Below are 23,462 nucleotides of genomic sequence, written 5' to 3'. Positions count from 1 at the left end.
GCTCGCGCGCGTTTACGCCATGTCGAACACGAGCAGCTCGCCGTCGCCCGCGATCGCCAGCGCGGTCTCACCGGTGATCGCGGCTGCGTCGCCCGCGCTCAGGCCGACGCCGTTGATCGTCGCGTCGCCGCGCACCGTCTGGACCCAGACGCGGCGTCCGGCGGCGACGGGCAGAGTGATCGGCGCGCCCTCGCCCGGGGTCGCGCGGTACAGGTCGACATCCTGGTGGATCACAACCGCATTGTCGTGGCGCTGGCGCGACGCGATCAGGTCGAGTCCTCCGGGGCGCGGCGCGGCGATCGTCACCTGCTCATAGCCCGGCGTCAGGCCGCGGCGCTCGGGAAGGATCCAGATCTGGAACGAGTGGATCGCCTCGGTCCGGCTCGGGTTCATCTCGGCGTGGCGGATGCCGGTGCCGGCGGTCATTCGCTGGATTTCGCCGGGGCGGATAATCGTCGCGTTGCCCATCGAATCCTTGTGCGCCATCGCGCCCGAGACGATGTACGACACGATTTCCATGTCGGCATGGCCGTGCTCGCCGAAGCCCGCGCCGCCGGCGATATGGTCCTCGTTGATCACGCGCAGCGGCCCGAAGCCCATGTGCGCGGGGTCGTAATAGTCGGCGAAGCTGAAGCTGAAGCGGGCGTCCAGCCAGCCGATGTTCGAATGGCCGCGCTCGGCGGACTTGCGGACTGTGATCATGGGGGCGTCTCCGGTCGCGCGACGACGGTCGCACGCTTGCCGGTGCGATATGGGACGCCGGAGACGTGGCCGCAATCGGTGTGTCGCCAAACGGTAACAGACTAAATGTAGTGGGTGATCAGTATTGGCAGGCGGATGCTGGCCCGATGGTGACCCTTCCACTCAGAGCCTTCGCGGCGGGCGTCGCAGTCCCGGCGGAAGTGACGTCGGCGACGTCGCGAACATGGACCGCCGACGACGACGACGGCCACCCCAAGCGCAAGCTCAAGTTCCGCACCGTCTGGATTTCCGACACGCATCTCGGCACGTCGGGGTGCAACGGCGACCTGCTGCTCGATTTCCTCAAGTCGATCCAGCCCGAGACGCTGTATCTCGTCGGCGACATCATCGACGGCTGGCGGCTGAAGCGCGGTTGGTACTGGCCGCCGCGCCACAACGACATCGTCCGCCGTGTCCTCAAGCTGGCGAACAAGGGCGTTCGCGTCGTCTATGTCCCCGGCAACCACGACGAGGTGCTGCGCGACTACACCGGGCTGAGCTTCGGCGGGGTCGAGGTCGTGTCGGAGGCCATCCACACCACCGCCGACGGACGGCGGCTGCTCGTCCTCCACGGCGACGAGTTCGACGGCGTCGTGCTGTATGCCAAGTGGCTCGCGTTCCTTGGCGACTATGCCTACGCCGCGCTGCTCAAGTTGAACGTCGGCTTCAACGTCGTCCGCCGCCGCTTCGGCCTGCCATACTGGTCGCTGTCGGCGCACGTGAAGAAGAAGGTCAAGAACGCCGTCTCGTTCATCTCGCGTTTCGAGGAGGCGGTCGCGCACGCCGCCATCGAGCGCGGCGTCGACGGCGTCGTCTGCGGCCACATTCACTCGGCCGAAATCCGCCAGTTCGGCGGCGTGACTTATTACAACGACGGGGACTGGGTCGAAAGCTGCACCACGTTGGTCGAGCACACCGATGGCCGGATGGAGATCATCGACTGGGCGAAACGGACAGCCGCGCGGCGGGCGGGGGCAGAAGCGAGCGAACCGGAGCTGGAGCTGGTTTAGCGGGATTGCCGAAGCCCGCTACCAAAGTGGCGTAATATCGGTATATACGTTGTCAGTATCGCCATGAGGTCGCCATGCCGAAACCGGCTGTGTTCACAATGAAGCTCGAACCTGATCTGCGCGCCGAGTTCATGGCTGAAGCAGAAGCTGCTCACCGGCCCGCATCGCAGGTGGTGCGGGAGCTGATGCGCGAATTCGTTCAGCGACAGCAGGAACGACGCGAGCATACGGCGTTCCTGCAACAGAAGGTCGATACCGCACGTGCTTCGGTTCAGGAGGGCAGGGGCCGGTCCAACGAAGCGGTCGACGCCGAATTCACTGCCCGTGGCGCCCGGATCGCCGACGAGGCGTGAGAATTATATGGACGCCGGAAGCCGAACACGACCGATCTGCGATATGGGATTATCTTGTATCCCGCGACCCTGCCGCGGCAGTGAGGATGGACCAACTGTTCCGAACCGCAGTCGCCCAACTCGCTGACTTCCCGCTCCTTGGGCACGACGGCGAAATCGCCGGCACGCGTGAACTGACACCGCACCGGAGCTACCGCATCGTGTACGAGGTCGCGGAAGACGCAATTTGGATACTGGTGTTGATTCATACCGCGCGACAATGGCCGCCATGCGCCTGACCGTCGTCTCCGACGCGTGGACCCCGCAGGTCAACGGGGTCGTCCGCACGCTGACGACGACCGTCGCGCAGTTGCAGGCGCGCGGCCATGTCGTCCAGACGATCACGCCCGACCGGTTTTTCTCGGTGCCGTGCCCGACGTATCCCGAGATCCGGCTGGCGCTGACGACGCCGCGGCGGGTGGGGGTGATGATTGCAGAATTTCATCCCGAGGCGGTCCATATCGCGACCGAGGGGCCGCTTGGCTGGCTCGCACGGAACTGGTGCCTCAAGCGCGGGGTGCCGTTCACAACGTCGTTCCACACGCGCTTCCCCGATTATGTTGCGGCGCGGACCGGCCTGTCGCCAGCGTGGCTGTGGCGCTGGCTTGTACGGTTTCATGGCGCGGCACGACACATCCTCGTTGCGACGCCGCGGCTGGCGGAGGAATTGCACGGCCACGGTCTCACTGCGACGCGGCTGTGGTCGCGCGGCGTCGACCTTGGGCAGTTCAATCCCGGGGTGCCGCCGCCCGCAGCCTATACCGGGCTCGCGCACCCGATCATGCTCAGCGTCGGGCGGGTCGCGGTCGAGAAGAACATCGCCGCGTTCCTCGATGCGAAGGTGGCAGGGACCAAGGTCGTCGTCGGCGACGGGCCGGCGCTCGCGGCGATGCGCGCGCGGTACAAGGACGTGGTGTTCCTCGGCAACCTGTCGGGGGCCGCGCTCGCCGCAGCTTATGCCGGGGCCGATGTGTTCGTCTTCCCGAGCCTGACCGACACGTTCGGGCTGGTGATGATCGAGGCGCTGGCGAGCGGGGTGCCGGTCGCGGGGTTCCCGATCGCGGGGCCGCTCGATGTCATCGGCGCGGAGGGGAGCGGGGTGGTGCCGGGGTTCGACGCGCGGGTCGGGGCGGTCGATGATGATCTGGCGACGGCGATCGCGGCAGCGCTGATGACGAACCGGGCGGATTGTGCGGCGTATGCCGCGAACTTTCGCTGGGAGGTGTGCGTCGATCAGTTCCTCGCGGGGCTGGCGGATATCGAGGGGCCAATCGATCTGACGCCGGTGTGAGGGTGAGCTTTCTAAATCCTCCCTCGCGGTTGCGGGGGGGACCGCGCCCTTCTTGGGGCGTGGTGGAGGGCGCGGTCCACGCCAAATTTTCGTTGCGGAAGACCCCCTCCACCATCGCAAGGGCGACCGTCCCCCTCCCCCTAAGGAGGGGGAAGATTTAGAGGATGCCCGCCCGATTAAGAGTTTACCCCGCCGCTCGCTCGTACTTCATCGTGATGCTCCCCTTGTACCGCACCGCCCCCGCCTCCACGAACCCGCAGCGGCGGGCGACGCGGATCGATGCGACGTTCTCGCGGTCGATGATGCATGCGGTCTTCGCAAAGCCGTGGGCATCGCCCCACGCCAGCGCGGCGCGAATGCCCTCGCTCGCCAGCCCGCGACCGTGCGCGGCAGCGATGAACGACCAGCCCATTTCAGGGACTTCGATCGGCGGCGCGATTGCGCGCTCGAAATTGGCGAAGCCGAGCTCGCCGAGATAATTGCCGTCGTCGCGGTCCTCGACGGCCCAGAAACCGTAGCCGAACCAGTCCCAGTGCCCGGTGTAGCGGAGCAGCCGCGCCCAGCTTTCCTCGCGGGTGAACGGGCGGCCGCCGGTGAAGCGCGTGACGACGGGGTCGGCCCACTTCGCCGCCGCGGCGTCGAGGTCGCTCGCGCGGTGCCCGCGCAGCCGCAGCCGCGCAGTCTCGATGACGGGAACCTCAACCACGCCAGCCGTCCCGCAACTCGCGCTTGAGAACCTTGCCGATCGCGCTGCGCGGCAGGGCGACGAGCGCGACGATCGCCGCAAGCCGTTGGGTCTTGCCGAGCCGCTCGTTGGTCCACGCCCGCGCGCCCTCGGGATCGGCCCCGTCGCGCATGACGACGAAGCCGACCGGGGTCTCGCCCCAGGCGTCGGATGGGACGCCAACGACCGCGCCCTCGACGACTCCCGGTGCCTGCGCGAGGACGGCTTCGAGGTCGGACGGGTAGATGTTGAACCCGCCCGAGATGATCATGTCCTTCTTGCGATCGAGCAGCGTCAGGAACCCCTCGTCATCGAAGCGCCCGACGTCGCCGGTGCGGATGAAGACCTTGCCGTCGGGACTGGTCCAGCGCGCGTCGGCGGTCTTGCCGGGCTGGCCGTGGTAGCCGGTCATCATCGCGGGTGAGTGGCCGACGATCTCGCCGGTGGTGCCGGGGGGCACCTCGACGCCAGCGTCGTCGATCAGGCGAATGTCGTGCCCGGGCGCGGGCTGGCCGACGGTGTGGAGCTTATCGGGGTACAGATGCGCGATCAGGATGCAGCTGCCGCCGCCCTCGGTCATGCCGAAATATTCGACGAGGCCGCCCGGCCAGCGCGCGAGGACATCGGCCTTGAGCGCCGCCGCAAAGGGGGCGCTGGTGGCGAACTTCATCTGGTAGCGCGACAGGTCGAATGCATCGAAATCGGGCAGCTCCATGATCCGGCGGTATTGGACCGGCACGAGCATTGCGTGGGTGACGCCGTGGGCGACCGACAATTCGAGCGCGCGGCGGGCGTCGAACTTCGCCATCAGCACCAGTGCGCCGCCGTTGGCGAGTGTCGGGATGACGCTGACGAGGGTGGTATTCGAATAGAGCGGGGTCGAGACGAGCGTGACGGTGTCCGCCGCATAGCCGAGCATGGTCCCGCGCCCGACATGCGCCCAGCGCATCGCGTGACTCTGGACGATGCCCTTGGGCGCGCCGGTTGTCCCGCTCGAGTAGATGATGTTGAACGGCATGTCGGGCGTGACGTCGACCGGGGCGGGACTGTCCGCCGAAAGCCACGCGGCGAAATCGGCGAAGGCGGTGACCGGGGCGGGGAGGCGGCGGTCGCCGAGCGCGGCGGCGTTGTCGGCGTCGAGGAAAATCCGCGCGGCACCGCTGTCGGTCATCATCGTCACCAGCGCGTCGTGGGTCGACGACGGCGCGAGCGGGGCGACCGCGACCCCGGCGCGCAACGCTCCCATGAACAAGACGACATAGTCGGCGCTCGTACCCGCGGCGATCGCGATCGACCCGCCGGGGCCGATGCTGTCGCGCTGGAGGCTGGCGGCAACGCGGTTCATCGCGGTGTCGAGGTCGCGGTAGGTCAGCCGCCGGTCGCCGTCGATGATCGCGACGCGGCCGGGCGCGACGGCGGCGTGGGTGGCGATCAGGTCGGCGAGGCGGCCGAACGGCTGGTCGAGGGCGGTGGCCGGGAAGGTGGGTGTGGCGGCGGAGGTCATGCCGCTTTCGTAGCGCGGATTTCGGGCGCTTGCTCCGCCTATTTCATCAATCCCGCCGAGCGCAGTGTGTCATGGATCAGGCCGGTCACATCGAACTTGGGGTGCTTGTGCGGGTTGGCCGGTTGCGGCCGGGGTTCGGCCTTGTGCGGGGCGTGTGCGCGTGGCGCAGCTGCTGCCGCCAAGCCCCAGAATGCCGCGATCCGGGCGCTCGAGCCGATCCCGACATCGAGCATGAACGGCGCGGCGGCGCTGCCATCGAGCCCGTCGATCGGGGTGCCATGTCCCATGCCGTCGACCGTCACCATCTCGACCACCGCGACCCCTGCAGCATTGCGCCAGACATCGCCGTCGCGGGTTGCGCCATGGACATCCGCCCACTGGAGGGCGACCGCGTCGCCATTCCTGACGCTGACGGTGCGGTCGACGTCGCCGTGCCACACCGAGACGATCGGCCAAGGCCCGGTAAACGTTGACGCGGCGCGGACCCGATTGCCCAACAGCCGGGGCGACGTTTCGGTCGGGCGAGCCATCGCCTGCATCGCTTCGGGAACGCCGTGCGCTGCACCGAACGGCAGCCCGGCGATCACCGCACCACCGGCAAAGACATCGGGGTAGGTTGCCAGCATCACGCTCGCCATCGCCCCGCCCGCCGACAGGCCGGTGACGAAGACCCGCGCTGAATCGAGCCGGTGGTGCGCGACCATCGCTGCGACGGCATTGGCGATCGACGCCGCCTCACCGCTGCCCCGCCGGATATCCGACGACTCGAACCAATTAAAACAAGTGTTTGGATTGTTCGCCCGCGTCTGTTCGGGAAAGAGCAGCGCGAAGCCGTGGCGCTCGGCGAGTGTCGACCAGCCGCTCCCGGCGTCATAGCCCGCAGCGGTCTGGGTGCAGCCGTGGAGCACGACGACCAGCGGTGCAGTGTCCGGCAGCCCGGCGGGGACGAAGTTCAACATCCGCAAAGCGCCGGGGTTGTCGAACGATCCCGTAAACTCAGTCAGGGCGATGTTGACCGGCTCGGGCGAAGACGCGCGGCGTCGCGCGGGATTGGGTCGGGGCATCGAAACCTCGTTATGCTGCAATGCAACATAACACGCGAAGCCCTCATAAGTCTCGTTTCAGGCGCGTGCGAAAGCATCTTTTCCCATTGTTGCTGCAACGGCAGCAGCAAGATCGGACTGGTGAAAGGGCTTTGCCAAGCGCGGCATCGTTGGGTCCAGCGTGTCTCCCTCGGCGAATCCGGTGATGATCAACACCGGCAGCCCCGGGCGTTCGAGCCGCAACGCCGCAGCCAGCGCCGCGCCGTTCATCCCCGGCATCAGATAATCGGTAACGACCAGGGAAATGCTGTTTCTGACCAGATGCAGCGCCTCGGCGGCGGCGTCGGCTTCGACGACCTCATAGCCGAGGTCGACGAGCATCGCCGCGGTGACTGACCGCACCAGCGGCTCGTCGTCGACGAGAAGGATGCGCTGCCCGGTGCCGCGCTCCTTGCCACCCTCGTCGGCAGCGGGTTCGCCGTCGGCCGGGCGCGCTGCCGGCAGCCACAGATGCGCGCGCGTCCCTTCGCCCGGCGCGCTGTCGAGTTCGAGCCAACCCCCCGATTGTGCGGCGAGCCCGTGCACCATCGACAGGCCGAGCCCAGTGCCGCGACCCACCGCCTTGGTGGTGAAGAATGGCTCGATCGCGCGGCGCCGTGTCGGTTCATCCATGCCGCTGCCGGTATCGGCGACGGTGATGCGGATATAGTCGGCGTCGGCGTGGCGTATCGGCGCGACCGCGATCGTCAGCGTGCCCACGCCGTTCATCGCATCGCGGCCATTGATCGCGAGGTTGAGGATTGCCAGTTCGAGCTGCGCCGGGTCGACTTCGGCAAAGCTGTCGTCGCCGGCGGTAATCGCGATCTCGATATCGGGGCCGAGCGAGCGCGCGAGCAGGTCGCGGACGCCGTCGATCAGCGCGACGATGTCGACAGACCGCGATGTCAGGACCTGACGGCGCGAGAAAGCGAGGAGCCGGTGCACCAGAGTCTTCGCGCGTTCGGCGGCGGTCAGCGCGCCGTCGATCAGCTTTGCCGCGCGCGGTTCGGGGGTCCGCCGCGAGAGCAGGTCGAGGCTGCCGATGATCGGGGTCAGCAGGTTGTTGAAATCGTGCGCGACGCCGCCGGTGAGCTGACCGATCGTCTCGAGCTTCTGCGCCTCATGCAGCTGGGCCAGCGCGCGCTCACGCGCCGTGACGGCTTCGGCGACGTTCGCCTTGAGCGCTTCGCCGGCGGTGCGCGCGTCGTCGATATCGGTGTGAACGCCGACCCACTCGCGAACTGTGCCGTCGGCAATAACCGGCAGCGCGCGTACCTTGAACCAGCGGTAACTGCCGTCGGCGACGCGGACCCGGTGTTCGAAGACGAACGGCGCGCGTGCGGTGACCGCGACGTTCCACGCATCGACCGTCGCCGCGGCGTCGTCCGGATGGATCGCGGCGGCCCAGCCATAGCCGCGATATTCGTCGGGGGCCTGGCCGGTCAGCGCGCTCCACCCGCGTTGCTCGCCGATCATCTCGCCTTCGGGCGAGTTGGTCCACAGGACGCCCGCCATCGCATCGACCGCAGCGCTGAACCGAGCGACGGCGGCGCTCATTGCCTCGGCGGCAACGCGCGACTCGGTGAGGTCGAAGTTGATTCCGACGACGCGCTCGGGGGCGCCTGCAACATCGCGGATGAGGCGTGCCCGCGCGCCGAGCCAGCGCCAGCCGCCCTCGACGCGGACCCGGAAGTCGGTCGAATATGTCGCGACGCCAACCGTTGCCGGCGACGGTTCGGCGGCCGCCAAGTCATCGGGATGAACTCGTGCGCGCCATTCATCATACGTCGGCGTCGGTGTGTCGGCCGGCAGATCGTAGAGCCCGAACATCTCGCGCGACCAGATCAGCCGCCGGTCGGCGAGGCGCAGTTCCCACGCGCCGGCGTTCGCCGCTTCCATCGCCAGCCGGTTCCGCTCGCGGTCGTCATGCGCGGTAACGGCAGCGGCGCGCGTGCCGGTCAGGTCGCGAATCAACGCAATCGAACGGCGGACGACGCCGTCGTGGTCGGGGACGCATGCCGATGCGACGCGTACCCAGACGATCCGCCCGTCCTTCGTCAGCAGTCGCCCCTCGTGGTTGGGCGAGCAGTCTTCGATGCGCTCGGCGTGAAACATGCTGCTCGTGACCGTGTCGGTCGGATCGATCAGCGAGTCCGTGGTGACCCCCGTCAGCGTCCCCGGTGCATAACCGACGATCGTGCAGAACTTGGCATTTGCGGCGATAATCCGATGCGTGTCGGTCGTGAACCGCACCATCCCGACGTCGGCGCTGCCGAACAACGCTCTGAAATCGCTGGCAAGGGTTGAGTCATCGGTGCCGCCAAAATCAGGTCTCATCCGCCGAAACGCCCTCATGTCCGCGAATGTGGCACGAATATTTCAAAAACGCGCAATGATCAGCCCGGTTCCGACATTTTGACGCCCGCGTGGCGATGCATCCGGTCGACGTGGTTTTACAAGGAGTTCGGGCGCCGCCGATTGACCCGCCGCGCCGCTGTCGCCAGGGTCGACGTCAACGCGAGGGGAGAGACGATGCACGACGCCGTGTCGACCGACGACGCTGCCGTGCAGCCCGAGACCGCAGCGATGCAGGCGCGCCGCCGCACGCTCATCGCGCTGTTGTTCGTCGCGATCACGCTCAATTACGTCGACCGGCAGGTGCTGGCGCTGCTCAAGCCGACGCTCGAGGCCGAGTTCCACTGGAGCGACCAGCAGTACGCCCACCTCGGCTCGACCTTCCAGATCGCGGCGGCGGCGGCATTGCTGTTCGTCGGTCCGTTCGTCGACCGCGTCGGGGTGCGGCGCGCGCTCGGCATCGGCGTCGCAGTATGGAGCCTTGCCGGGATGGCGCACGCCTTCGCGTCGTCGGTCCAGCAGTTCGTTGTCGCCCGGGTCGCGCTCGCGGCGGCGGAATCGATCGGCACGCCGGCGGCGGTCAAGGCGGCGGCGGTGTACCTGCCGCTCAAGCAGCGGTCGCTCGCACTCGGGATCGGAAACATTGCGCCGAACATCGGGGCGATCCTTACGCCGCTGCTGATCCCGCCGCTCGCGCTCGCGTTCGGCTGGCGCGCGGCGTTCATCATGACCGGTGCGCTCGGCTTCGCGTGGCTGGTCGCGTGGATCATCGGCACGCGGCGGCTAGTCCCCGTCGACGCGGTCCCGGCGGTGCGCCCGAGGATCGACTGGAGCGAGACGCTGCGCGACCGGCGGACGTGGGCGATCGTCGGCGCGAAGGCGCTGACCGACTGCGTCTGGTGGTTCGTGCTGTTTTGGATGCCCGATTTCTTCCACCGCGTCTTCGGCATGAGCCAAGGTAAGCTTGGGCTGCCGATCGTGCTGATCTACGCGATGGCGGCGGCAGGGGCGCTGTCGTCGGGGTTGCTGTTCCCCCGGCTGCTCGACCGGGGGTTGAGCGTCGACGCCGCGCGCAAGCGGTCGATGCTGTGCTTTGCGCTGCTGATCCTGCCGATGCCGCTCGCACTGTGGAGCAGCAGTCCGTGGGGCGCGGCGCTGGCGATCGGCCTCGCGCTGTTCGCGCACCAGGGGTTTTCGACGAATATCTTCGGGCTGGCGTCGGATGTCGTCCCGACTGCGCGGGTGGGGACGGTGATTGCACTCGGCGCAGTTGCGGGGAATCTGTCGGGGAGCGCGATGCTCGAGTTGACCGGGTGGTCGCTCGGGGCAGGGCATGGCTATTGGCCGATGTTCGCGATCTGCGCAGGGGCGTATCTGGCGGCGACGTTGTGGGTGCATGTGCTGCTGCCGGTGATCCGGGTCGCGCACCCTTAAGATCCTCCCCCGTCTTCGGGGGAGGGGGTCCATCGCTCTTCGCGATGGTGGAGGGGGTTTCCGAGCCGAAGTCTCGTTGCGGAATGCCCCTCCACCACGCCTGGAGCGGCGCGGTCCCCCTCCCCCGCAAGAGCGAGGGAGGATTTTAGGTCAGAAATTCACTCGCCCCGTCACACCGTAATAGCGGTCCGCATCGCGCGGAATCTGGTACCGGTACGACCCGCCCGGCCCGCCGTTGGTGATCGCCGCGGCGAACGCCTTGTCGAACAGGTTCCGCACCTGGAACGTCAGCTTATACTTGTCGGCGTGGTCGGTGATCCCGGCCTGGAGGTTGACCAAGCCATACGCCCCGATCGTTCCCAGCCGGCGCTGAACCGCGTCGGCGGCGAACAATGCGAGCTCGCTCGACTGGAAGGACCCCTGCGCGCCGACGAAGAAGTCGACCGGCAGACTGTCGGTGCGGATACGATAGTCGGCGCCGAGGCTGCCCTTCCACTTCGGCGCGAAGCCGAGCGGGGTGCCCGGCGCGATGACCGCCGGGGCGGCGGCTCCGGGGGCGACGGCGGGGATCTTGAACTTGTCGACGTGCGCGTCGGTGTAGGCGAGGCCGCCGGTGACGTTGAGGTCGCGGATCGGGCGATAGAGCAGGTCGAGCTCGCCGCCGCGCGTTGAGACATCGCCGGCGTTGGTGAAGCGCGTGACGACGACGCCGCCCGCGAGGTCGGGGTTGTTCGCCTGGAAGTTGTGATACTTGGCGAGGTAGCCGGCGAGGTTGACCGTCAGCTTGCCGCCGAGCAGCGTGTTCTTCAGCCCGATCTCATACGCGTTCGACGTCTCGGCCTCGATCACGTTGGTCCCGGTCGTCGTCAGGTTGTAGAATACGTTATACGCCGGGCCCTTGTAGCCGCGCGCGTAGGTCGCGTACGCCGTCGAGCCGTGGCTGATGTCGTACTGCACGCCGGCCTTTCCCGAGACATTGTCCTTCGACGTGCCGGTGCGGAACGGGACGCCGTTCGGTGCGCCGCCGGCGAACACCCCCGCATCGAAGCTCGGGTTGATCCCCGGTCCGGCGAGCGTCGTGACGCGCGTCTCGAAGACGTCGAGCTTGTCGTGGGTGTACCGCAGCCCGCCGATCAGCCGGAGGTTGTCGAGCAGGCGGTACGTCCCCTGGCCGAACAGCGCGAGGTTCTCGAACTTCGAGCCGAAGTCGGCGGTCCCGGTCGGGAAAGTCGACGGCGCGGCGAGCGGGCTCGTGCATGGCGTCAGCACCGTCGGCGCGGGAGCGACGAGTGCGCCGCAGACCTGGTCGGTGCGGGTGAAGATCCGCTCCGACTTGGCGTTCGAATAATAGGCCCCGAGGACATAGGTCAGCGGCTTGTCGGCGGGCGACGTCAGGCGGAATTCCTGGCTGAACGTGTCCCCGGTCTGCGGCCCGTCGTCGTGGAGTTGGTTGAAGCCGAGATACGCCGCGGGCAGGAAATCGCCGTCGCGGATCTCCTCGTTCTTGTAGTTGCGATACGCGGTGATCGACGTGACGACCAAATCGCCGAGGTTAAGGTCGCCCTGGAGCGAGAAGCCGTAGCCGGTCTCCTTCGTCCGGGTGACGAGGTTCTGGTCGATCGTGCGGCTGTTGACGCCGAGCGGGGCCGGCAGCACCGCGGTCGTCGGGTTGGCGATGACCTGCCCGGCGGCGTTCAAGGGCGGCGTGGCGATGACCTCGGCGCAGCAGTCGTCGTTGTTGCGGTGATAGTCGCCGATCGCAGTCAGCTTGAGGGTTTCGGTCGCGTCGCCCTCGACGATCGCGCGGACGCCGTAATGCTCGAAGCCGTTGACCTTGCGGTTCACCGTCGGCGCGACGTTGAAGATGTTGCCCTTATAGTCGTCGTAGAACCCGTTGACCCGGGCGCGAACGGTCGACGAGAACGGCACGTCGACCGCGGCGCGCAGGCGGTATTCGGCGGCGCTGAAATAGCTCGCCTCGACATAGCCGCCAAGGACGTCGCCGGGCTTGACCGAGACGATGTTGATCACGCCCGCGCTTGCGTTCTTGCCGAACAGCGTGCCCTGAGGCCCGCGCAGGACTTCGATCCGCTCGACATCGACGAGGTCGCTGAACGCCTCGCCGGCACGGCTGAGGACGACGCCGTCGAGGACGGTCGACACCGACGGCTCGCCCGCGATCGAGAAGGTCGCGGTGCCGACGCCGCGCAGGAACAGCGACTGATTGAGCGTCGTCCCCGACTTGAGGAAGTTGAGCGACGGTACGAGATATTGCGCACCCTCGAGGTTGACCTTGCCGGTCGCCGCGAGCGCCGCGCCGTTGATCACCGACACTGCCACCGGCACGTCCTGCAACCGCTCGGGGCGCTTTTGCGCGGTGACGATGATGTCCGCGCCGATGTCGTCGGCGGCGGCAGCCACCGCCGCCGTGGTGTCGACTGCCGGGGCAGGGGTCGCGGCCTGCTGTGCAGTCGCCGCGAACGGCAGCGCCACCGCCCGTATGGTCCCAGCCAGCATCAACGAGCGCAGCGACATTCAATATCCTCCCCGAAATAACCGGCGGTTTGCCGCCTGATTGCGTTGCCGCTTTGGTCGCCCCGGGTCGCGAAAGCAATTCGCTGTGGCGGTAAAGCCTATCTTCGGGCGCGGATTGTCGCTTTGTGGTGACACTGCCTCCCCCTCCCCTTCAGGGGAGGGGCGAGAGACGGCGCACTTGCGCCGGCCCGGGGGTGGGGCTCGGGTGCCGGACGACGCTAACTCGGCTGCGCCCTCGTTCCCCACCCCCGACCCCTCCCCTGAAGGGGAGGGGAGGCGAAAGCAGGAGCGCTAGACTACAACCCCAGCTCCCCCATCTCCACCACGCGGTGCTCGCGCGCGCTGATCTCCGCCGCCAGCCCCATCGCCACCGCGCGCAGGCCGTCGTCGGCGGTGACCGCGACCGGCCCGTCGCCTCGGACGGCGGCGGCGAAGGCCTGGTGCTGGTAGAAGGTCGCGCCGTGGTGCTGGCCGGCGCTCAATGCCGCCGGGTCGACCGCGACGTGGCTGCGCTCGACCCGCTTGGGGTTCATGAAGCCGACGCGGGGTGAGTAGACGATCTCGCCCGCCGGGATCAGACAGTCTAGCCGCGCAGCGTCGCCGACCGCGACGATCTCCTCCTGGTTCTCCGCGCCGTCGGCGAACATGCTGAGGTCGAGCATGGCGCGGACGCCGTTGGCGAAGTCGACCGTGGTGAAGCTATTGTCGATGATGTCGGGGACCTCGCCGCCGTATGTCTCGTCGCGGTGGTTGACCCCCGCCGCGCCCGAACAGAACACGCGCACCGGCTCGCTTTCGACGATGACGCGCATCAGGTCGAAAAAGTGGCAGCATTTCTCGACCATCGTCCCGCCGGTGTTGCGGTTGAAGCGGTTCCAGTCGCCGACCTTGACGAGGAACGGGAAGCGATGCTCGCGGATCGACAGCATCTTGAGGTGGCCGACCCGCCCGCGATGAACCTGCGCGATGAACTCGGCGGCAGGCGGCATGTAGCGATATTCCATGCCGGTCCAGAACACCTTGTCGTACCCCGCCACCCGCGCGGCGATGTCGCGGGCATCGTCGAGCGTCGTCGCCAGCGGTTTTTCACACAGGATGTTGAGGCGCGCATCGAGCAGCGGCCCGAGGACTTCGTGATGCGTGAAGTTCGGCGACGCGATCAGCACCGCGTCGACCGTTCCGCTCGCCGCGAGCGCCGCCGGATCGGCATAGACCGTGACGTCCGCCCCGATCGCCGCCTGCGCCCGCTCGATCGACGTCGCCACCGGATCGACCAGCGCGACGATGCTGCTTCCGGGTGTCAGCTTGAGGTTGGCGATATGCTCGATCGCCATCATCCCCGCGCCGACGATACCCCAGCGGATCGTGTCTCCCATTCGTCGCGTCCCTGTGCCAAAAGCCGGTGATGACCGAAATCATCCTTTCGTCCGAACCGCGCCTTCTCGGCAAGTCCGGGATGCTCGTCTCGCCCCTCGCATGGGGCATGTGGCGGTTTTCCGGCGACGACGTCGCTGCCGCGCGGGTTCGGGTCGAGGCGGCGTTCGAGGCGGGCATCACGCTGTTCGACACCGCCGACATCTACGGCCCCGACAACGCCGAGCGATTTGGCGCTGCGGAGGATCTACTCGGGCGCGTCTTCACCGAAGCTCCGGCGCTGCGCGATAAGATGGTGCTGGCGTCGAAGGGCGGGATCCGGCTGGGCGTGCCGTACGATTCGTCGCCCGCCTACATCATCGAGGCGGTCGACGCCTCGCTCAAGCGGCTGCGAACCGAACGCATCGACCTTTGGCAAATACACCGCCCCGACCTGCTCGCGCATCCGGCCGAGACCGCAGCGACGCTCGAGGAGCTGGTGCTACAGGGCAAGATCGTCAGCGTCGGGGTGTCGAACCATACCCCATCGCAGACGGCAGTCCTCAAATCATATCTGAATATTCCGCTGGCCTCGACCCAGGATGAGTTCTCGCCACTTAGTCTCGCGCCGCTGTTCGATGGACGGATCGACCGGGCGATGGAATACGGGATGGCAGTTTTGGCTTGGTCGCCGCTAGGCAAGGGGCGGCTGGCGAGCAACGATGCCGCCGACGACCGGGTTACCGCAACCCGAGCCGCGCTCGACACCCATGCCGATAAATACAACGTGAGCCGCGCTGCGGTCGCCTATGCGTGGATCATGGCGCACCCGGCCAAGCCGATTCCGATCGTCGGCAGCCAGAAGCCGGCGCGGATCGTCGAGGCGGCGGACGCGTACAAGGTGCGCTTCGAGCGCGCCGAGTGGTATGCGATCCTCGTGGCGAGCCTCGGCGAGCGCCTGCCATGAGCTGCGAAGTCAGCTGGTTCTCGGCGCTGTGCGACGACGACTATGAATTCCTCGGTGTCCCCGACGCGAAGCTGAAGTCGAGCTGGGAGCATTGCCGCGACATCGTCCTCGGCGCCGAGGCGGGCGGATTCGACAACGTCCTGCTGCCGTCGGGTTATGCGCTCGGGATCGACGCGACCGCCTTCGCCGCGGGGATCGCGGTGCTGACGCGGCGGATCCGCCTGCTGCTTGCGGTGCGGGTCGCGGAGACGTGGCCGCCGCAACTCGCGCGGCAGATCGCCACGCTCGACCGGATGCTTGGCGGACGGTTGACGGTGAATATCATCAGTTCCGACATGCCCGGCGAGACGCTGGCGAGTGCGCCGCGATATGCCCGCACCGTCGAATTAATGAGCATTCTCAAGACCCTGCTCAACGGCCAGCCGCTCGATCATCAGGGCGAGCATTGGCAGCTCAAGCTCGACCCTCCCGCCGCGACGACGCTCAGCGGCAAATGCCCTTTGCTGTATTTCGGCGGCCTGTCGCCCGACGCGCGCGAAGCCGCCGCCCGCCAAGCCGACGTCTATCTGATGTGGCCCGACACGATGCCTGCCGTGCAGGCGATTCTCGACGACATGCGCGCTCGCGCTGCGAACCACGGCCGCACGCTCAAGTTCGGCTACCGCGTCCACGTCGTCGTCCGCGACACCGAAGCCGAAGCGCGCGATGCCGCCTCCCGCCTGCTGTCGAAGCTCGACGCCGCGACCGGCGACGCGATCCGCGCCAAGTCGCTCGACTCGCAGTCGGAGGGTGTCCGCCGTCAGGCCGAACTCCGCGCGAGCGCCGGCAACGAGGGCTATGCTGAGGACAACCTCTGGACCGGCATCGGCCGCGCGCGCTCGGGCTGCGGCGCGGCGATCGTCGGCGATCCTGATCAGGTGCTGGCGAAACTGCAGGCGTATCAGGCGATGGGGATCGAGGCGTTCATCCTGTCGGGCTATCCGCACGCGGCGGAGGCGGATCTGTTTGCGCGGCATGTGCTGCCGAGGATGATGCATGGGCCGCTCTGACTCTCCAAGCAGCACGGCGCTCCTTCTCCCCTCTCCCTCAAGGGGAGAGGGACGGCTATGATCTACAAATCGGTCGCGATCGTCGGCGCGGGCTTCTCCGGCTCGCTCCTCGCGATCAACATCCTCCGCCACGCCGGGCCGCAGGCGACGCTGATCGAGCGGCGCCCGGTGTTCGGGCGCGGGACTGCTTACTCCGCGCCGCACCCGTCGCACCTGCTCAACGTCCGCGCCGGCAACATGAGCGCGCTCAGCGACCGACCCGCGCATTTCGCCGAATGGTGCACCGCGCGCGGGCTCGGCGACGGCGGCAGCTTCGTCCAGCGCCAGCAGTACGGCGAATATCTCGGCGAACTCCTTGAACGCTCGTCGGCGCGCGCTGGCGACCGGCTTGTGCTGGTTCGAGACGAGGCCATCTCGGCGACGGTATCGGACGACGGGGTAATCGTCGGGCTCGCCGACGGGCGGAGCCTCCCGGTCGACGCGCTCGTCGTCGCGGTCGGCAACCTTCCGCCGCACGCGCCCCCGGGACTCGATCCCGACGCGTTGCCGGGCGACATCTACGCCCCCGACCCGTGGGACCCGGCGACGGTCGACGGGCTGACCGCCGACGACACGGTGATGCTGATCGGCACCGGGCTGACGATGGTAGACGTCGCGCTGTCGCTCGATGCGGCAGGATTCCGAGGCAAGATCGTCGCGCTGTCGCGGCGCGGATTGCTGCCGCGCCCGCACGTTCCGCCGGGGCCGGCGGGGGATCGTAACGAGAAGCCGACGACGGTCGCCTCCGCGCTCCTCGCCGAAATCCGCGAGCGCGCCGGCGACATCGGCTGGCGCGCGGCGGTCGACGAACTGCGTCCGTTCACGCAGGGCCTTTGGCTGTCGGCGAGCGAAGACGAACGCGCGCGCTTCCTCCGCCACCTGCGCCCGTGGTGGGACGTCCACCGCCACCGCCTCGCCCCCGCTGTCGCCGCCAAGATCGACGCGATGGTCGCGCGCGGGCAGCTGAGCATCGTCGGCGGCAAGCCGTCGGCGTACGTCCCCGAGGGCACCGGCGTCGCGGTCACCTACCGCCCGCGCGGGGCGGACGCCGAAACCACATTGCATGTCCGCCGCATCGTCAATTGCACCGGGCCGCAGGGCGACCTCGCGCGGTCGTCCGAGCCGGTGCTGCGGTCGCTGATCGAGGCCGGTCACGCCCGCGCCGATCCGGCCCGGCTCGGACTCGACGTCGACTCGCAGTCGCGGCTGATCGGCGCGAACGGCGAGGCGCATCCGCGGCTGTTCGGCCTCGGCCCGATGACGCGCGGCGCGTTCTGGGAGATCGTCGCGGTCCCCGACATCCGCACGCAGGTGTGGACCGTCGCGCGGCGGCTCGCGCAGGCTCACTGGGTGGGCGGTGAGGGGCTTTAGCCCTCCCCAAAATCAGTGCCGTCGTCCCCGCAAATGCCGGGGACCCATCACCGCTAAAAGGTGGGATGATGGGTCCCCGCCTTCGCGGGGATGACGATCTTCTAGCGGGCCGCTTATTGCGCGGTCGCCTCGATCCGCTACCCGAACACTTCCTCGAAATGCGCCGTCATCGCGCGCCATGACCTGCGGTTCGCCGCTTCGTTGAACTTGAGCGCCGGGTTTGCGCTGCCGTCCTGGTCGGGGCGGGTGAAGGCGTGGACGACCCCGGTGTAGGCGATCGTCTGGCAGTCGGCCTTGGCGTCGCGCATCTCGCCGAGGAACCCCGACAGCGCGGCATAGTCGATCATCGGGTCCTCGGCGCCGTGGCAGACGAGCAGCTTCGCATGGATGCCGCCGGGGGCGACCTTGGTCGAGGTCTGGAGCGCGCCGTGCATGCTCACTCCCGCGACCATCAGCGGGTTACCGGCGCGTGCGAGCTCGAGCATCACCATGCCGCCGAAGCAGAAGCCGACCGCGCCGATCCGGCCGTCGCAGCGCGTGTGCGCCTTCAACGCCTCGAGCGCCGCGCCCGAGCGCGCGTTGAGCAGCGGGATGTCGCCACGAAGTTCGCCGATCCACTTGAGCCCCTCGTTGAAATCGCCCGGGGTCCGCCCCTCGCCATAGACGTCGGCGGCGAGCGCGACATAGCCGAGCTCGGCGGCGATCCGGTCGGCCCAGCCTTGGTTGTGCGGGCCGACGCCGTTGATGTCGTGGAATAGCGCGATGCCGGGGACGCGGGCATCGCCCGCGGGCAGCGCGATGCCGCCGCGGCAGGTCGTGCCGGCGTGGTCGTAATCGAAGGCGACGGTCATGCTTGGTCTCCTGGAAAGGCCGCCGGTCAATGCCGCCGAACAAGCGACTCGACAAGTCCGCTGCGACGACGGACACTCGCGCCAATCTTTGGGAGGACGTGCCATGGCCGAAACCCTGACGACGCGCGGCGACGCCGAGCCGCAGACCCGAATGACGAACGACGCCAAGCCGCAGATCCGCACGATCGGCACCGCCGACCTGACCGACTCGCTCCGCAAAGGGCTCGACGACTTCAAATTGATGCCGACGTATCTTGTCTTGCTGACGCTGATCTACCCCGCAGTCGGGCTGATCGCGGCGCGCGCGGCGCAGGGCAACGACGTCGTGCCGCTGATCTTCCCGCTGATCTCGGGCTTCGCGCTCGTCGGGCCGCTGGCAGCGGTCGGGCTGTACGAGCTCAGTCGCCGCCGCGAAGCCGGGCTCGACACGCGCTGGACGCACGTCTTCGATGTCCTCAAGGCGAAGTCGATCTCGACGATCATCGGCCTCGGCGTCATCCTCGCGATCCTGTTCGCCGCGTGGCTGGCATCGGCGGTGGCGATCCAGCAGTGGGCGATGGGGGCGCAGAGCGCGGGTGATATCCCGACGTTCCTTCACAATGTCGTCGCGACCTCGGGCGGCCACATGCTGATCGTCGTCGGCAACCTCGTCGGGCTTATGTTCGCGGTGGTGACGCTGGCGATCGCGGCGTTCTCCTTCCCCCTCGCGCTCGACCGCGACGTCTCGCTGCCGACCGCGATCTCGACGTCGGTGCGGGCGCTGGCGGCGAACCCCGGGCCGATGGCATTGTGGGGGCTGATCGTCGTCGGTGGGCTGGTGCTCGGCGCGATCCCGCTGTTCGTGGGGCTGGCGGTGGTGATGCCGATCCTCGGGCACGCGACGTGGCATTTGTACCGGCGGGTGGTGGTCTGAGCGGACCTAGCGCGCATCGCCGCAGTCGTTGTCACAAGGTTTAGCCATGCTAAACCCACCCCCATGAGCAAATATTTCCCCTTCTCCGCGATCGTCGGCCAGTCGGAGATGAAGGCGGCGCTGCTGATCGCCGCGGTCGACCGCTCGATCGGCGGGGTGATGGTGTTCGGCGACCGGGGCACGGGCAAGTCGACCGCGGTGCGCGCGCTCGCCGCCCTGCTGCCGCCGATCCGCGTCGTCGCCGGGAGCCCCTACAACGCCGATCCCGACCGCCGCGCCGACTATGCCGCCGACCCGGCCGCCGCCGACGGCGACGCGATCGACGGCCCAGTCCCGTTCGTCGACCTGCCGCTCGGCGCGAGCGAGGACCGCGTCGTCGGCGCGCTCGACCTCGAAGCCGCGCTGACACAGGGGATCAAGCGCTTCGAACCCGGGCTGCTCGCGCGCGCCAACCGCGGCTTCCTCTACATCGACGAGATCAACCTGCTCGAGGATCACATCGTCGACCTGCTGCTCGACGTCGCGGCATCGGGCGAGAACGTCGTCGAGCGCGAGGGACTGAGTGTCCGCCACCCCGCGCGCGTCGTCCTCGTCGGCAGCGGCAACCCCGAGGAGGGCGAACTGCGCCCGCAGTTGCTCGACCGCTTCGGCCTGTCGGTCGAGGTCCGGACCCCCGACAACCTCAAGGAGCGCGTTTTGGTCGTGAAGCGCCGCGACGCGTTCGACCGCGACCCAGCCGCCTTCGCCGCCGAATGGGCCGCCGAGGATGCCAAGGTGCTCGATCGCATCGCTGCCGCGCGCGCGCTGTTGCCGCAAGTCACCGTCGAGGACGATGTCCTCGAAGCGTCGTCGCGGCTGTGCATGGCGGTCGGCGCCGACGGTCTGCGCGGGGAGTTGACGATGCTCCGCGCCGCGCGCGCGACCGCCGCGCTCGACGGCGATGCGCAAGTCAACGAGGGGCATTTGATCGAGGTCGCGGCGATGGCGCTGCGCCACCGCCTGCGCCGCAACCCGCTCGACGATGCGGGCTCTACCGCGCGGATCGAGCGCGCGCTCGCCGAGCAATTCGGTCTGGGCGAACGCACGAAATCGGCGGCGTGAGCGAGACTGGCGGGTTAGGCGAGGGCGGCGGCGAGGTTCCCCCGGCCGCTCCCGACCGCTGGGCCGACGCGCTACTTGCGGCGCGCTTGCTCGCGGCGGACCCTTTGCTCGGCGGCATCGTCGTGCGGAGCGCGGCCGGACCTGCGCGCGATGCGTGGTTGGAGGCATACCGCAGCGCACTGCCCTCGGAAGGCAGTGCCCGGATCATCCGCCGCATCCCGACGAGCATCGACGACGAACGCCTGCTTGGCGGCCTCGACCTCGCCGCGACGTTGAGTGCGGGACGCCCGATCGTGCTGCGCGGGGTGCTCGCCGAGGCCGATGGCGGCACGATCGTCGTGCCGATGGCGGAGCGGATCGACACCGCGCTCGCGGGGAAACTCGCGGCGGTGATCGATGCGGGCGAAGTCGCGGTCGAGCGCGACGGGGTCAGCCTGCGGCTGCCTGCGCGGGTGACGCTGGTGCTTCTCGACGAGGGGATCGACGACGAGGCGGTGCCGGCGGCGCTCGCCGAGCGGTGCGGGCTGTGGTTGGATTTGGCGGGTGTTGCCGCGCGAAGTGGCCCTGTTGAACTCGATGGACCAGACGAAAATTGTCATCCCCGCGAACGCGGAGACCCAAGGTCACAATCGCCGGCGACCTTGGGTTCCCGCGTTCGCGGGGATGACATCAAGATTGCCGACTCCGCACTCGAAACCCTCGTCGCGACCGCGCTCGCCTTCGGTGTCGACTCCGCCCGAGCGACATTGTTCGCGCTGCGTGCGGCACGCGGCTTCGCCGCGCTCGCCGGGCGTGCTGCAGTAGAGGAGGACGACGTCGTCACCGCCGCGCGCCTCATCCTGATGCCGCGCGCGACCCGGATGCCCGCACCGCCGGAGGCCGAGGCCGAGGAACCGCCGCCGCCGCAAGACACGGATCGCGAAGACGGCAACACCGATTCGCCCGACGACAACGAACTCACCGCCCAGACCGACATCGTCGTCGAGGCGGTGCGCGCGGCGCTCCCCCCCGGCCTCCTTGCCGCCCTCAGCGCGGGCACCGCGAGCGCGGGTAAGCGCGGCGGGGCGGGGGCTAAGCGCAAGGCGGCGACGCGCGGGCGGCCGTCGGGCAGCCGCGCCGGAACCCCCGGCGCGGGGCAAAGGCTCGCGCTGATCGACACGATCCGCGCCGCCGCCCCATGGCAAAAACTGCGCCGCGCCGGTGCGGAGGGCTCGACCCGCGTCATCGTCCGCCGCGACGACTTCCGCATCCGCCGCTTCGTCGAGCGCGCCGAATCGACGACGATCTTCGCGGTCGACGCGAGCGGGTCGGCGGCGATCGCGCGGCTCGCCGAGTCGAAGGGCGCGGTCGAACTCCTTCTCGCTGAGGCGTACGTCAAGCGCACGCAGGTCGCGCTGATCGCGTTCCGCGGCGCCGTCGCCGAGGTAATCCTGCCGCCGACGCGCTCGCTCGCGCGCGCCAAGCGCTGCCTCGCCGACATGGCGGGAGGGGGCGGCACCCCGCTCGCCGCCGGGCTCGACGCCGCATTCGGCCTCGCGCGGGCGGCGAAATCGCGCGGCCGGACCCCGTTCGTCGTCGTCCTGACCGACGGACGCGCTAACATCGCGCGCGACGGCACCGCAAGCCGCGAGCGCGCCGGGGCCGACGCGCTGACCGTCGCGCGGGGCTTCGTCGCCGACCGCATCGCAGCGGCGTTCATCGACACGTCGCCGCGCCCGCGTCTCGAAGGCGCGGGACTCGCGGCGGCGATGGGCGCGCGCTACGCCCCGCTCCCGGCGGCCGGAGCGGTGGCGATGGCGGGCGTCGTCCGGGCGCTGACACAATGATTCCGCCGTCACGCTGGCGGACCGAGGGCGGCGACGGGCCCAACCGCGAGGCGAGCCGCTTCGTCGTCGCGGGCGGGGTACGTTGGCACGTCCAAGTCGCCGGGGAAGGTTCCGTCGTGCTGCTCCTCCACGGCACCGGGGCCGCGTCGCATAGCTGGCGCGATATATTTCCCGACCTGTCTCGTGATTACACCGTCGTCGCCCCCGACCTGCCGGGACACGGCTTTTCGAGCGGCATCGGCGCGCCGACCTTGCCCGCGATGGCGCGCGCCGTGGCGGCGTTGCTGGTGGAACTCGACCTCTCGCCCGCGCTGATCGTCGGCCATTCGGCGGGCGCGGCGATCGGGCTGCGGCTGGCGATCGACGCGCATCCTGTGCCCATCGTCAGCTTCAACGGCGCACTGCTGCCGTTTCCCGGCATCGCGGCGAAGCTGTTCCCCGCGATGGCGAAGCTGCTGTTCGTCAACCCGCTGGTCCCGGCGATCTTCGCGCTCCAGGCGCGCGGCCCGGGGGTCGTCGCTGGTTTCCTCGAACGTGCGACGGGGTCGAAGATCGATGCGCGCGGGGTCGACCTCTACACGCGGCTATTCCGCCGCCGCGAGCACGTCGCGGGCGCGCTGGCGATGATGGCGAACTGGGACCTCGCCGCGCTCGCCGCCGACTTCGAGCGCGTCCGCGCCCCGGTGCAACTCGTCTACGGCGACCGCGACGCCGCGATACCGCCTTCGGTCGCGGCCGAGGTCGCCAAGCGGATCACCGGATCGACGACGCTCGCGATGCCGGGACTCGGCCACCTCGCGCACGAGGAGGAGCCCGCTGCGGCGATCCGCATCATCCGCGACGCGATGGCGGGAAGGGGCTGAGTTCGTGGCGAATTATTACGGCGCGATCGAAGGCGCGATCTTCGCGGTGATCGTCCTCGGC

Annotated in this window: 20 protein-coding genes; 12 read left to right on the top strand and 8 right to left on the bottom strand. The window is 68.7% G+C overall.

Features of this window, described 5'->3' with window-relative positions:
- Positions 1–12: 12 nt before the first annotated feature.
- Positions 13–702, bottom strand: a complete 690-nt coding sequence (locus KTC28_RS17135; RefSeq protein WP_216709270.1) for a pirin family protein — start codon at positions 700–702, stop codon at positions 13–15.
- Between the two features lie 146 nt (positions 703–848).
- Here KTC28_RS17135 and KTC28_RS17130 point away from each other — a divergent pair, with 146 nt between their 5' ends.
- The 4 genes from KTC28_RS17130 (at position 849) to KTC28_RS17115 (ending at position 3,434) form a co-directional block, all read left to right on the top strand.
- Positions 849–1,751, top strand: coding sequence for a UDP-2,3-diacylglucosamine diphosphatase (locus KTC28_RS17130; protein WP_216709271.1), 903 nt, complete (start codon positions 849–851; stop codon positions 1,749–1,751).
- Positions 1,752–1,825: 74 nt separating this feature from the next.
- Positions 1,826–2,104, top strand: a complete 279-nt coding sequence (locus KTC28_RS17125; protein WP_216709272.1) for an antitoxin of toxin-antitoxin stability system — start codon at positions 1,826–1,828, stop codon at positions 2,102–2,104.
- The gene (locus KTC28_RS17120; protein WP_216709273.1) at positions 2,101–2,382 is read left to right on the top strand and encodes a type II toxin-antitoxin system RelE/ParE family toxin; all 282 of its coding nucleotides are present in this window, start codon (positions 2,101–2,103) and stop codon (positions 2,380–2,382) included. Before KTC28_RS17125 ends, KTC28_RS17120 begins: the two co-directional genes overlap by 4 nt.
- A complete protein-coding gene (locus KTC28_RS17115; protein WP_216709274.1) occupies positions 2,373–3,434 on the top strand; it encodes a glycosyltransferase family 4 protein in 1,062 nt (353 codons plus the stop codon). The genes KTC28_RS17120 and KTC28_RS17115 overlap by 10 nt, the downstream gene beginning before the upstream one ends.
- A gap of 184 nt (positions 3,435–3,618) precedes the next feature.
- On the opposite strand, the gene KTC28_RS17110 is transcribed toward KTC28_RS17115, so the two are convergent.
- From KTC28_RS17110 to KTC28_RS17095, 4 genes are read right to left on the bottom strand one after another with little or no spacing between them, the layout of a single operon-like run.
- On the bottom strand, positions 3,619–4,140 hold the full coding sequence (locus KTC28_RS17110; RefSeq protein WP_216709275.1) for a GNAT family N-acetyltransferase: 522 nt from the start codon (positions 4,138–4,140) through the stop codon (positions 3,619–3,621).
- Complete coding sequence (locus KTC28_RS17105) at positions 4,133–5,662, bottom strand: class I adenylate-forming enzyme family protein (RefSeq protein ID WP_216709276.1); 1,530 nt, start codon at positions 5,660–5,662, stop codon at positions 4,133–4,135. Before KTC28_RS17105 ends, KTC28_RS17110 begins: the two co-directional genes overlap by 8 nt.
- 38 nt (positions 5,663–5,700) lie before the next feature.
- Positions 5,701–6,726, bottom strand: a complete 1,026-nt coding sequence (locus KTC28_RS17100; protein WP_216709277.1) for an extracellular catalytic domain type 1 short-chain-length polyhydroxyalkanoate depolymerase — start codon at positions 6,724–6,726, stop codon at positions 5,701–5,703.
- A gap of 57 nt (positions 6,727–6,783) precedes the next feature.
- Positions 6,784–9,081, bottom strand: a complete 2,298-nt coding sequence (locus KTC28_RS17095) for a PAS domain-containing protein (protein WP_216709278.1) — start codon at positions 9,079–9,081, stop codon at positions 6,784–6,786.
- Positions 9,082–9,330: 249 nt separating this feature from the next.
- Here KTC28_RS17095 and KTC28_RS17090 point away from each other — a divergent pair, with 249 nt between their 5' ends.
- A complete protein-coding gene (locus KTC28_RS17090) occupies positions 9,331–10,533 on the top strand; it encodes an MFS transporter (protein WP_216709366.1) in 1,203 nt (400 codons plus the stop codon).
- Between the two features lie 150 nt (positions 10,534–10,683).
- Here the strand turns inward: KTC28_RS17090 and KTC28_RS17085 are convergent, their stop codons facing one another.
- A complete protein-coding gene (locus KTC28_RS17085) occupies positions 10,684–13,068 on the bottom strand; it encodes a TonB-dependent receptor (protein WP_216709279.1) in 2,385 nt (794 codons plus the stop codon).
- A 296-nt stretch (positions 13,069–13,364) separates the two neighbouring features.
- Complete coding sequence (locus tag KTC28_RS17080; protein WP_216709280.1) at positions 13,365–14,444, bottom strand: Gfo/Idh/MocA family protein; 1,080 nt, start codon at positions 14,442–14,444, stop codon at positions 13,365–13,367.
- Between the two features lie 29 nt (positions 14,445–14,473).
- On the opposite strand from KTC28_RS17080, the gene KTC28_RS17075 reads away from it, so the two are divergent.
- From KTC28_RS17075 to KTC28_RS17065, 3 genes are read left to right on the top strand one after another with little or no spacing between them, the layout of a single operon-like run.
- Entirely contained in the window at positions 14,474–15,388 is a 915-nt protein-coding gene (locus KTC28_RS17075; RefSeq protein ID WP_216709281.1) for an aldo/keto reductase, read from the top strand.
- Positions 15,385–16,437 carry an LLM class flavin-dependent oxidoreductase gene (locus KTC28_RS17070; protein ID WP_216709282.1) on the top strand — a complete coding sequence of 351 codons (1,053 nt, stop codon included), beginning with the start codon at positions 15,385–15,387 and terminating at the stop codon, positions 16,435–16,437. Before KTC28_RS17075 ends, KTC28_RS17070 begins: the two co-directional genes overlap by 4 nt.
- Positions 16,438–16,494: 57 nt before the next feature.
- Positions 16,495–17,847 (top strand): FAD/NAD(P)-binding protein, encoded by a 1,353-nt coding sequence (locus tag KTC28_RS17065; RefSeq protein ID WP_216709283.1) that lies wholly within the window; start codon positions 16,495–16,497, stop codon positions 17,845–17,847.
- Positions 17,848–17,984: 137 nt separating this feature from the next.
- On the opposite strand, the gene KTC28_RS17060 is transcribed toward KTC28_RS17065, so the two are convergent.
- A complete protein-coding gene (locus KTC28_RS17060; RefSeq protein ID WP_216709284.1) occupies positions 17,985–18,698 on the bottom strand; it encodes a dienelactone hydrolase family protein in 714 nt (237 codons plus the stop codon).
- A 103-nt stretch (positions 18,699–18,801) separates the two neighbouring features.
- On the opposite strand from KTC28_RS17060, the gene KTC28_RS17055 reads away from it, so the two are divergent.
- From KTC28_RS17055 to bchO, 4 genes are all read left to right on the top strand, one after another.
- Positions 18,802–19,611, top strand: coding sequence for a DUF2189 domain-containing protein (locus KTC28_RS17055; RefSeq protein WP_216709285.1), 810 nt, complete (start codon positions 18,802–18,804; stop codon positions 19,609–19,611).
- 63 nt (positions 19,612–19,674) lie between these two features.
- Entirely contained in the window at positions 19,675–20,712 is a 1,038-nt protein-coding gene (gene bchI / locus KTC28_RS17050) for a magnesium chelatase ATPase subunit I (protein ID WP_216709286.1), read from the top strand.
- Positions 20,709–22,538, top strand: a complete 1,830-nt coding sequence (locus tag KTC28_RS17045) for a magnesium chelatase subunit D (RefSeq protein ID WP_216709287.1) — start codon at positions 20,709–20,711, stop codon at positions 22,536–22,538. Before bchI ends, KTC28_RS17045 begins: the two co-directional genes overlap by 4 nt.
- Positions 22,535–23,401, top strand: a complete 867-nt coding sequence (gene bchO, locus KTC28_RS17040) for an alpha/beta fold hydrolase BchO (protein ID WP_369426560.1) — start codon at positions 22,535–22,537, stop codon at positions 23,399–23,401. The genes KTC28_RS17045 and bchO overlap by 4 nt, the downstream gene beginning before the upstream one ends.
- The last annotated feature ends 61 nt before the right edge of the window (positions 23,402–23,462 follow it).

This window comes from Polymorphobacter megasporae, from assembly GCF_018982885.2.
Taxonomy (GTDB): domain Bacteria; phylum Pseudomonadota; class Alphaproteobacteria; order Sphingomonadales; family Sphingomonadaceae; genus Polymorphobacter_B; species Polymorphobacter_B megasporae.
Note: the sequence above shows the minus strand (reverse complement) of the source record. Positions and strands in the feature narration are given on the sequence as shown.

Excerpts from the sequence above, each read along its gene's own strand:
- KTC28_RS17135 (WP_216709270.1), bottom strand. The coding sequence starts at position 702 with ATGATCACAGTCCGCAAGTCCGCCGAGCGCGGCCATTCGAACATCGGC.
- KTC28_RS17130 (WP_216709271.1), top strand. The coding sequence starts at position 849 with ATGGTGACCCTTCCACTCAGAGCCTTCGCGGCGGGCGTCGCAGTCCCG.
- KTC28_RS17125 (WP_216709272.1), top strand. The coding sequence starts at position 1,826 with ATGCCGAAACCGGCTGTGTTCACAATGAAGCTCGAACCTGATCTGCGC.
- KTC28_RS17115 (WP_216709274.1), top strand. The coding sequence starts at position 2,373 with ATGCGCCTGACCGTCGTCTCCGACGCGTGGACCCCGCAGGTCAACGGG.
- KTC28_RS17105 (WP_216709276.1), bottom strand. The coding sequence starts at position 5,662 with ATGACCTCCGCCGCCACACCCACCTTCCCGGCCACCGCCCTCGACCAG.
- KTC28_RS17100 (WP_216709277.1), bottom strand. The coding sequence starts at position 6,726 with ATGCCCCGACCCAATCCCGCGCGACGCCGCGCGTCTTCGCCCGAGCCG.
- KTC28_RS17095 (WP_216709278.1), bottom strand. The coding sequence starts at position 9,081 with ATGAGACCTGATTTTGGCGGCACCGATGACTCAACCCTTGCCAGCGAT.
- KTC28_RS17090 (WP_216709366.1), top strand. The coding sequence starts at position 9,331 with ATGCAGGCGCGCCGCCGCACGCTCATCGCGCTGTTGTTCGTCGCGATC.
- KTC28_RS17085 (WP_216709279.1), bottom strand. The coding sequence starts at position 13,068 with ATGTCGCTGCGCTCGTTGATGCTGGCTGGGACCATACGGGCGGTGGCG.
- KTC28_RS17080 (WP_216709280.1), bottom strand. The coding sequence starts at position 14,444 with ATGGGAGACACGATCCGCTGGGGTATCGTCGGCGCGGGGATGATGGCG.
- KTC28_RS17075 (WP_216709281.1), top strand. The coding sequence starts at position 14,474 with ATGACCGAAATCATCCTTTCGTCCGAACCGCGCCTTCTCGGCAAGTCC.
- KTC28_RS17070 (WP_216709282.1), top strand. The coding sequence starts at position 15,385 with ATGAGCTGCGAAGTCAGCTGGTTCTCGGCGCTGTGCGACGACGACTAT.
- KTC28_RS17065 (WP_216709283.1), top strand. The coding sequence starts at position 16,495 with ATGATCTACAAATCGGTCGCGATCGTCGGCGCGGGCTTCTCCGGCTCG.
- KTC28_RS17060 (WP_216709284.1), bottom strand. The coding sequence starts at position 18,698 with ATGACCGTCGCCTTCGATTACGACCACGCCGGCACGACCTGCCGCGGC.
- KTC28_RS17055 (WP_216709285.1), top strand. The coding sequence starts at position 18,802 with ATGGCCGAAACCCTGACGACGCGCGGCGACGCCGAGCCGCAGACCCGA.
- bchI (WP_216709286.1), top strand. The coding sequence starts at position 19,675 with ATGAGCAAATATTTCCCCTTCTCCGCGATCGTCGGCCAGTCGGAGATG.
- bchO (WP_369426560.1), top strand. The coding sequence starts at position 22,535 with ATGATTCCGCCGTCACGCTGGCGGACCGAGGGCGGCGACGGGCCCAAC.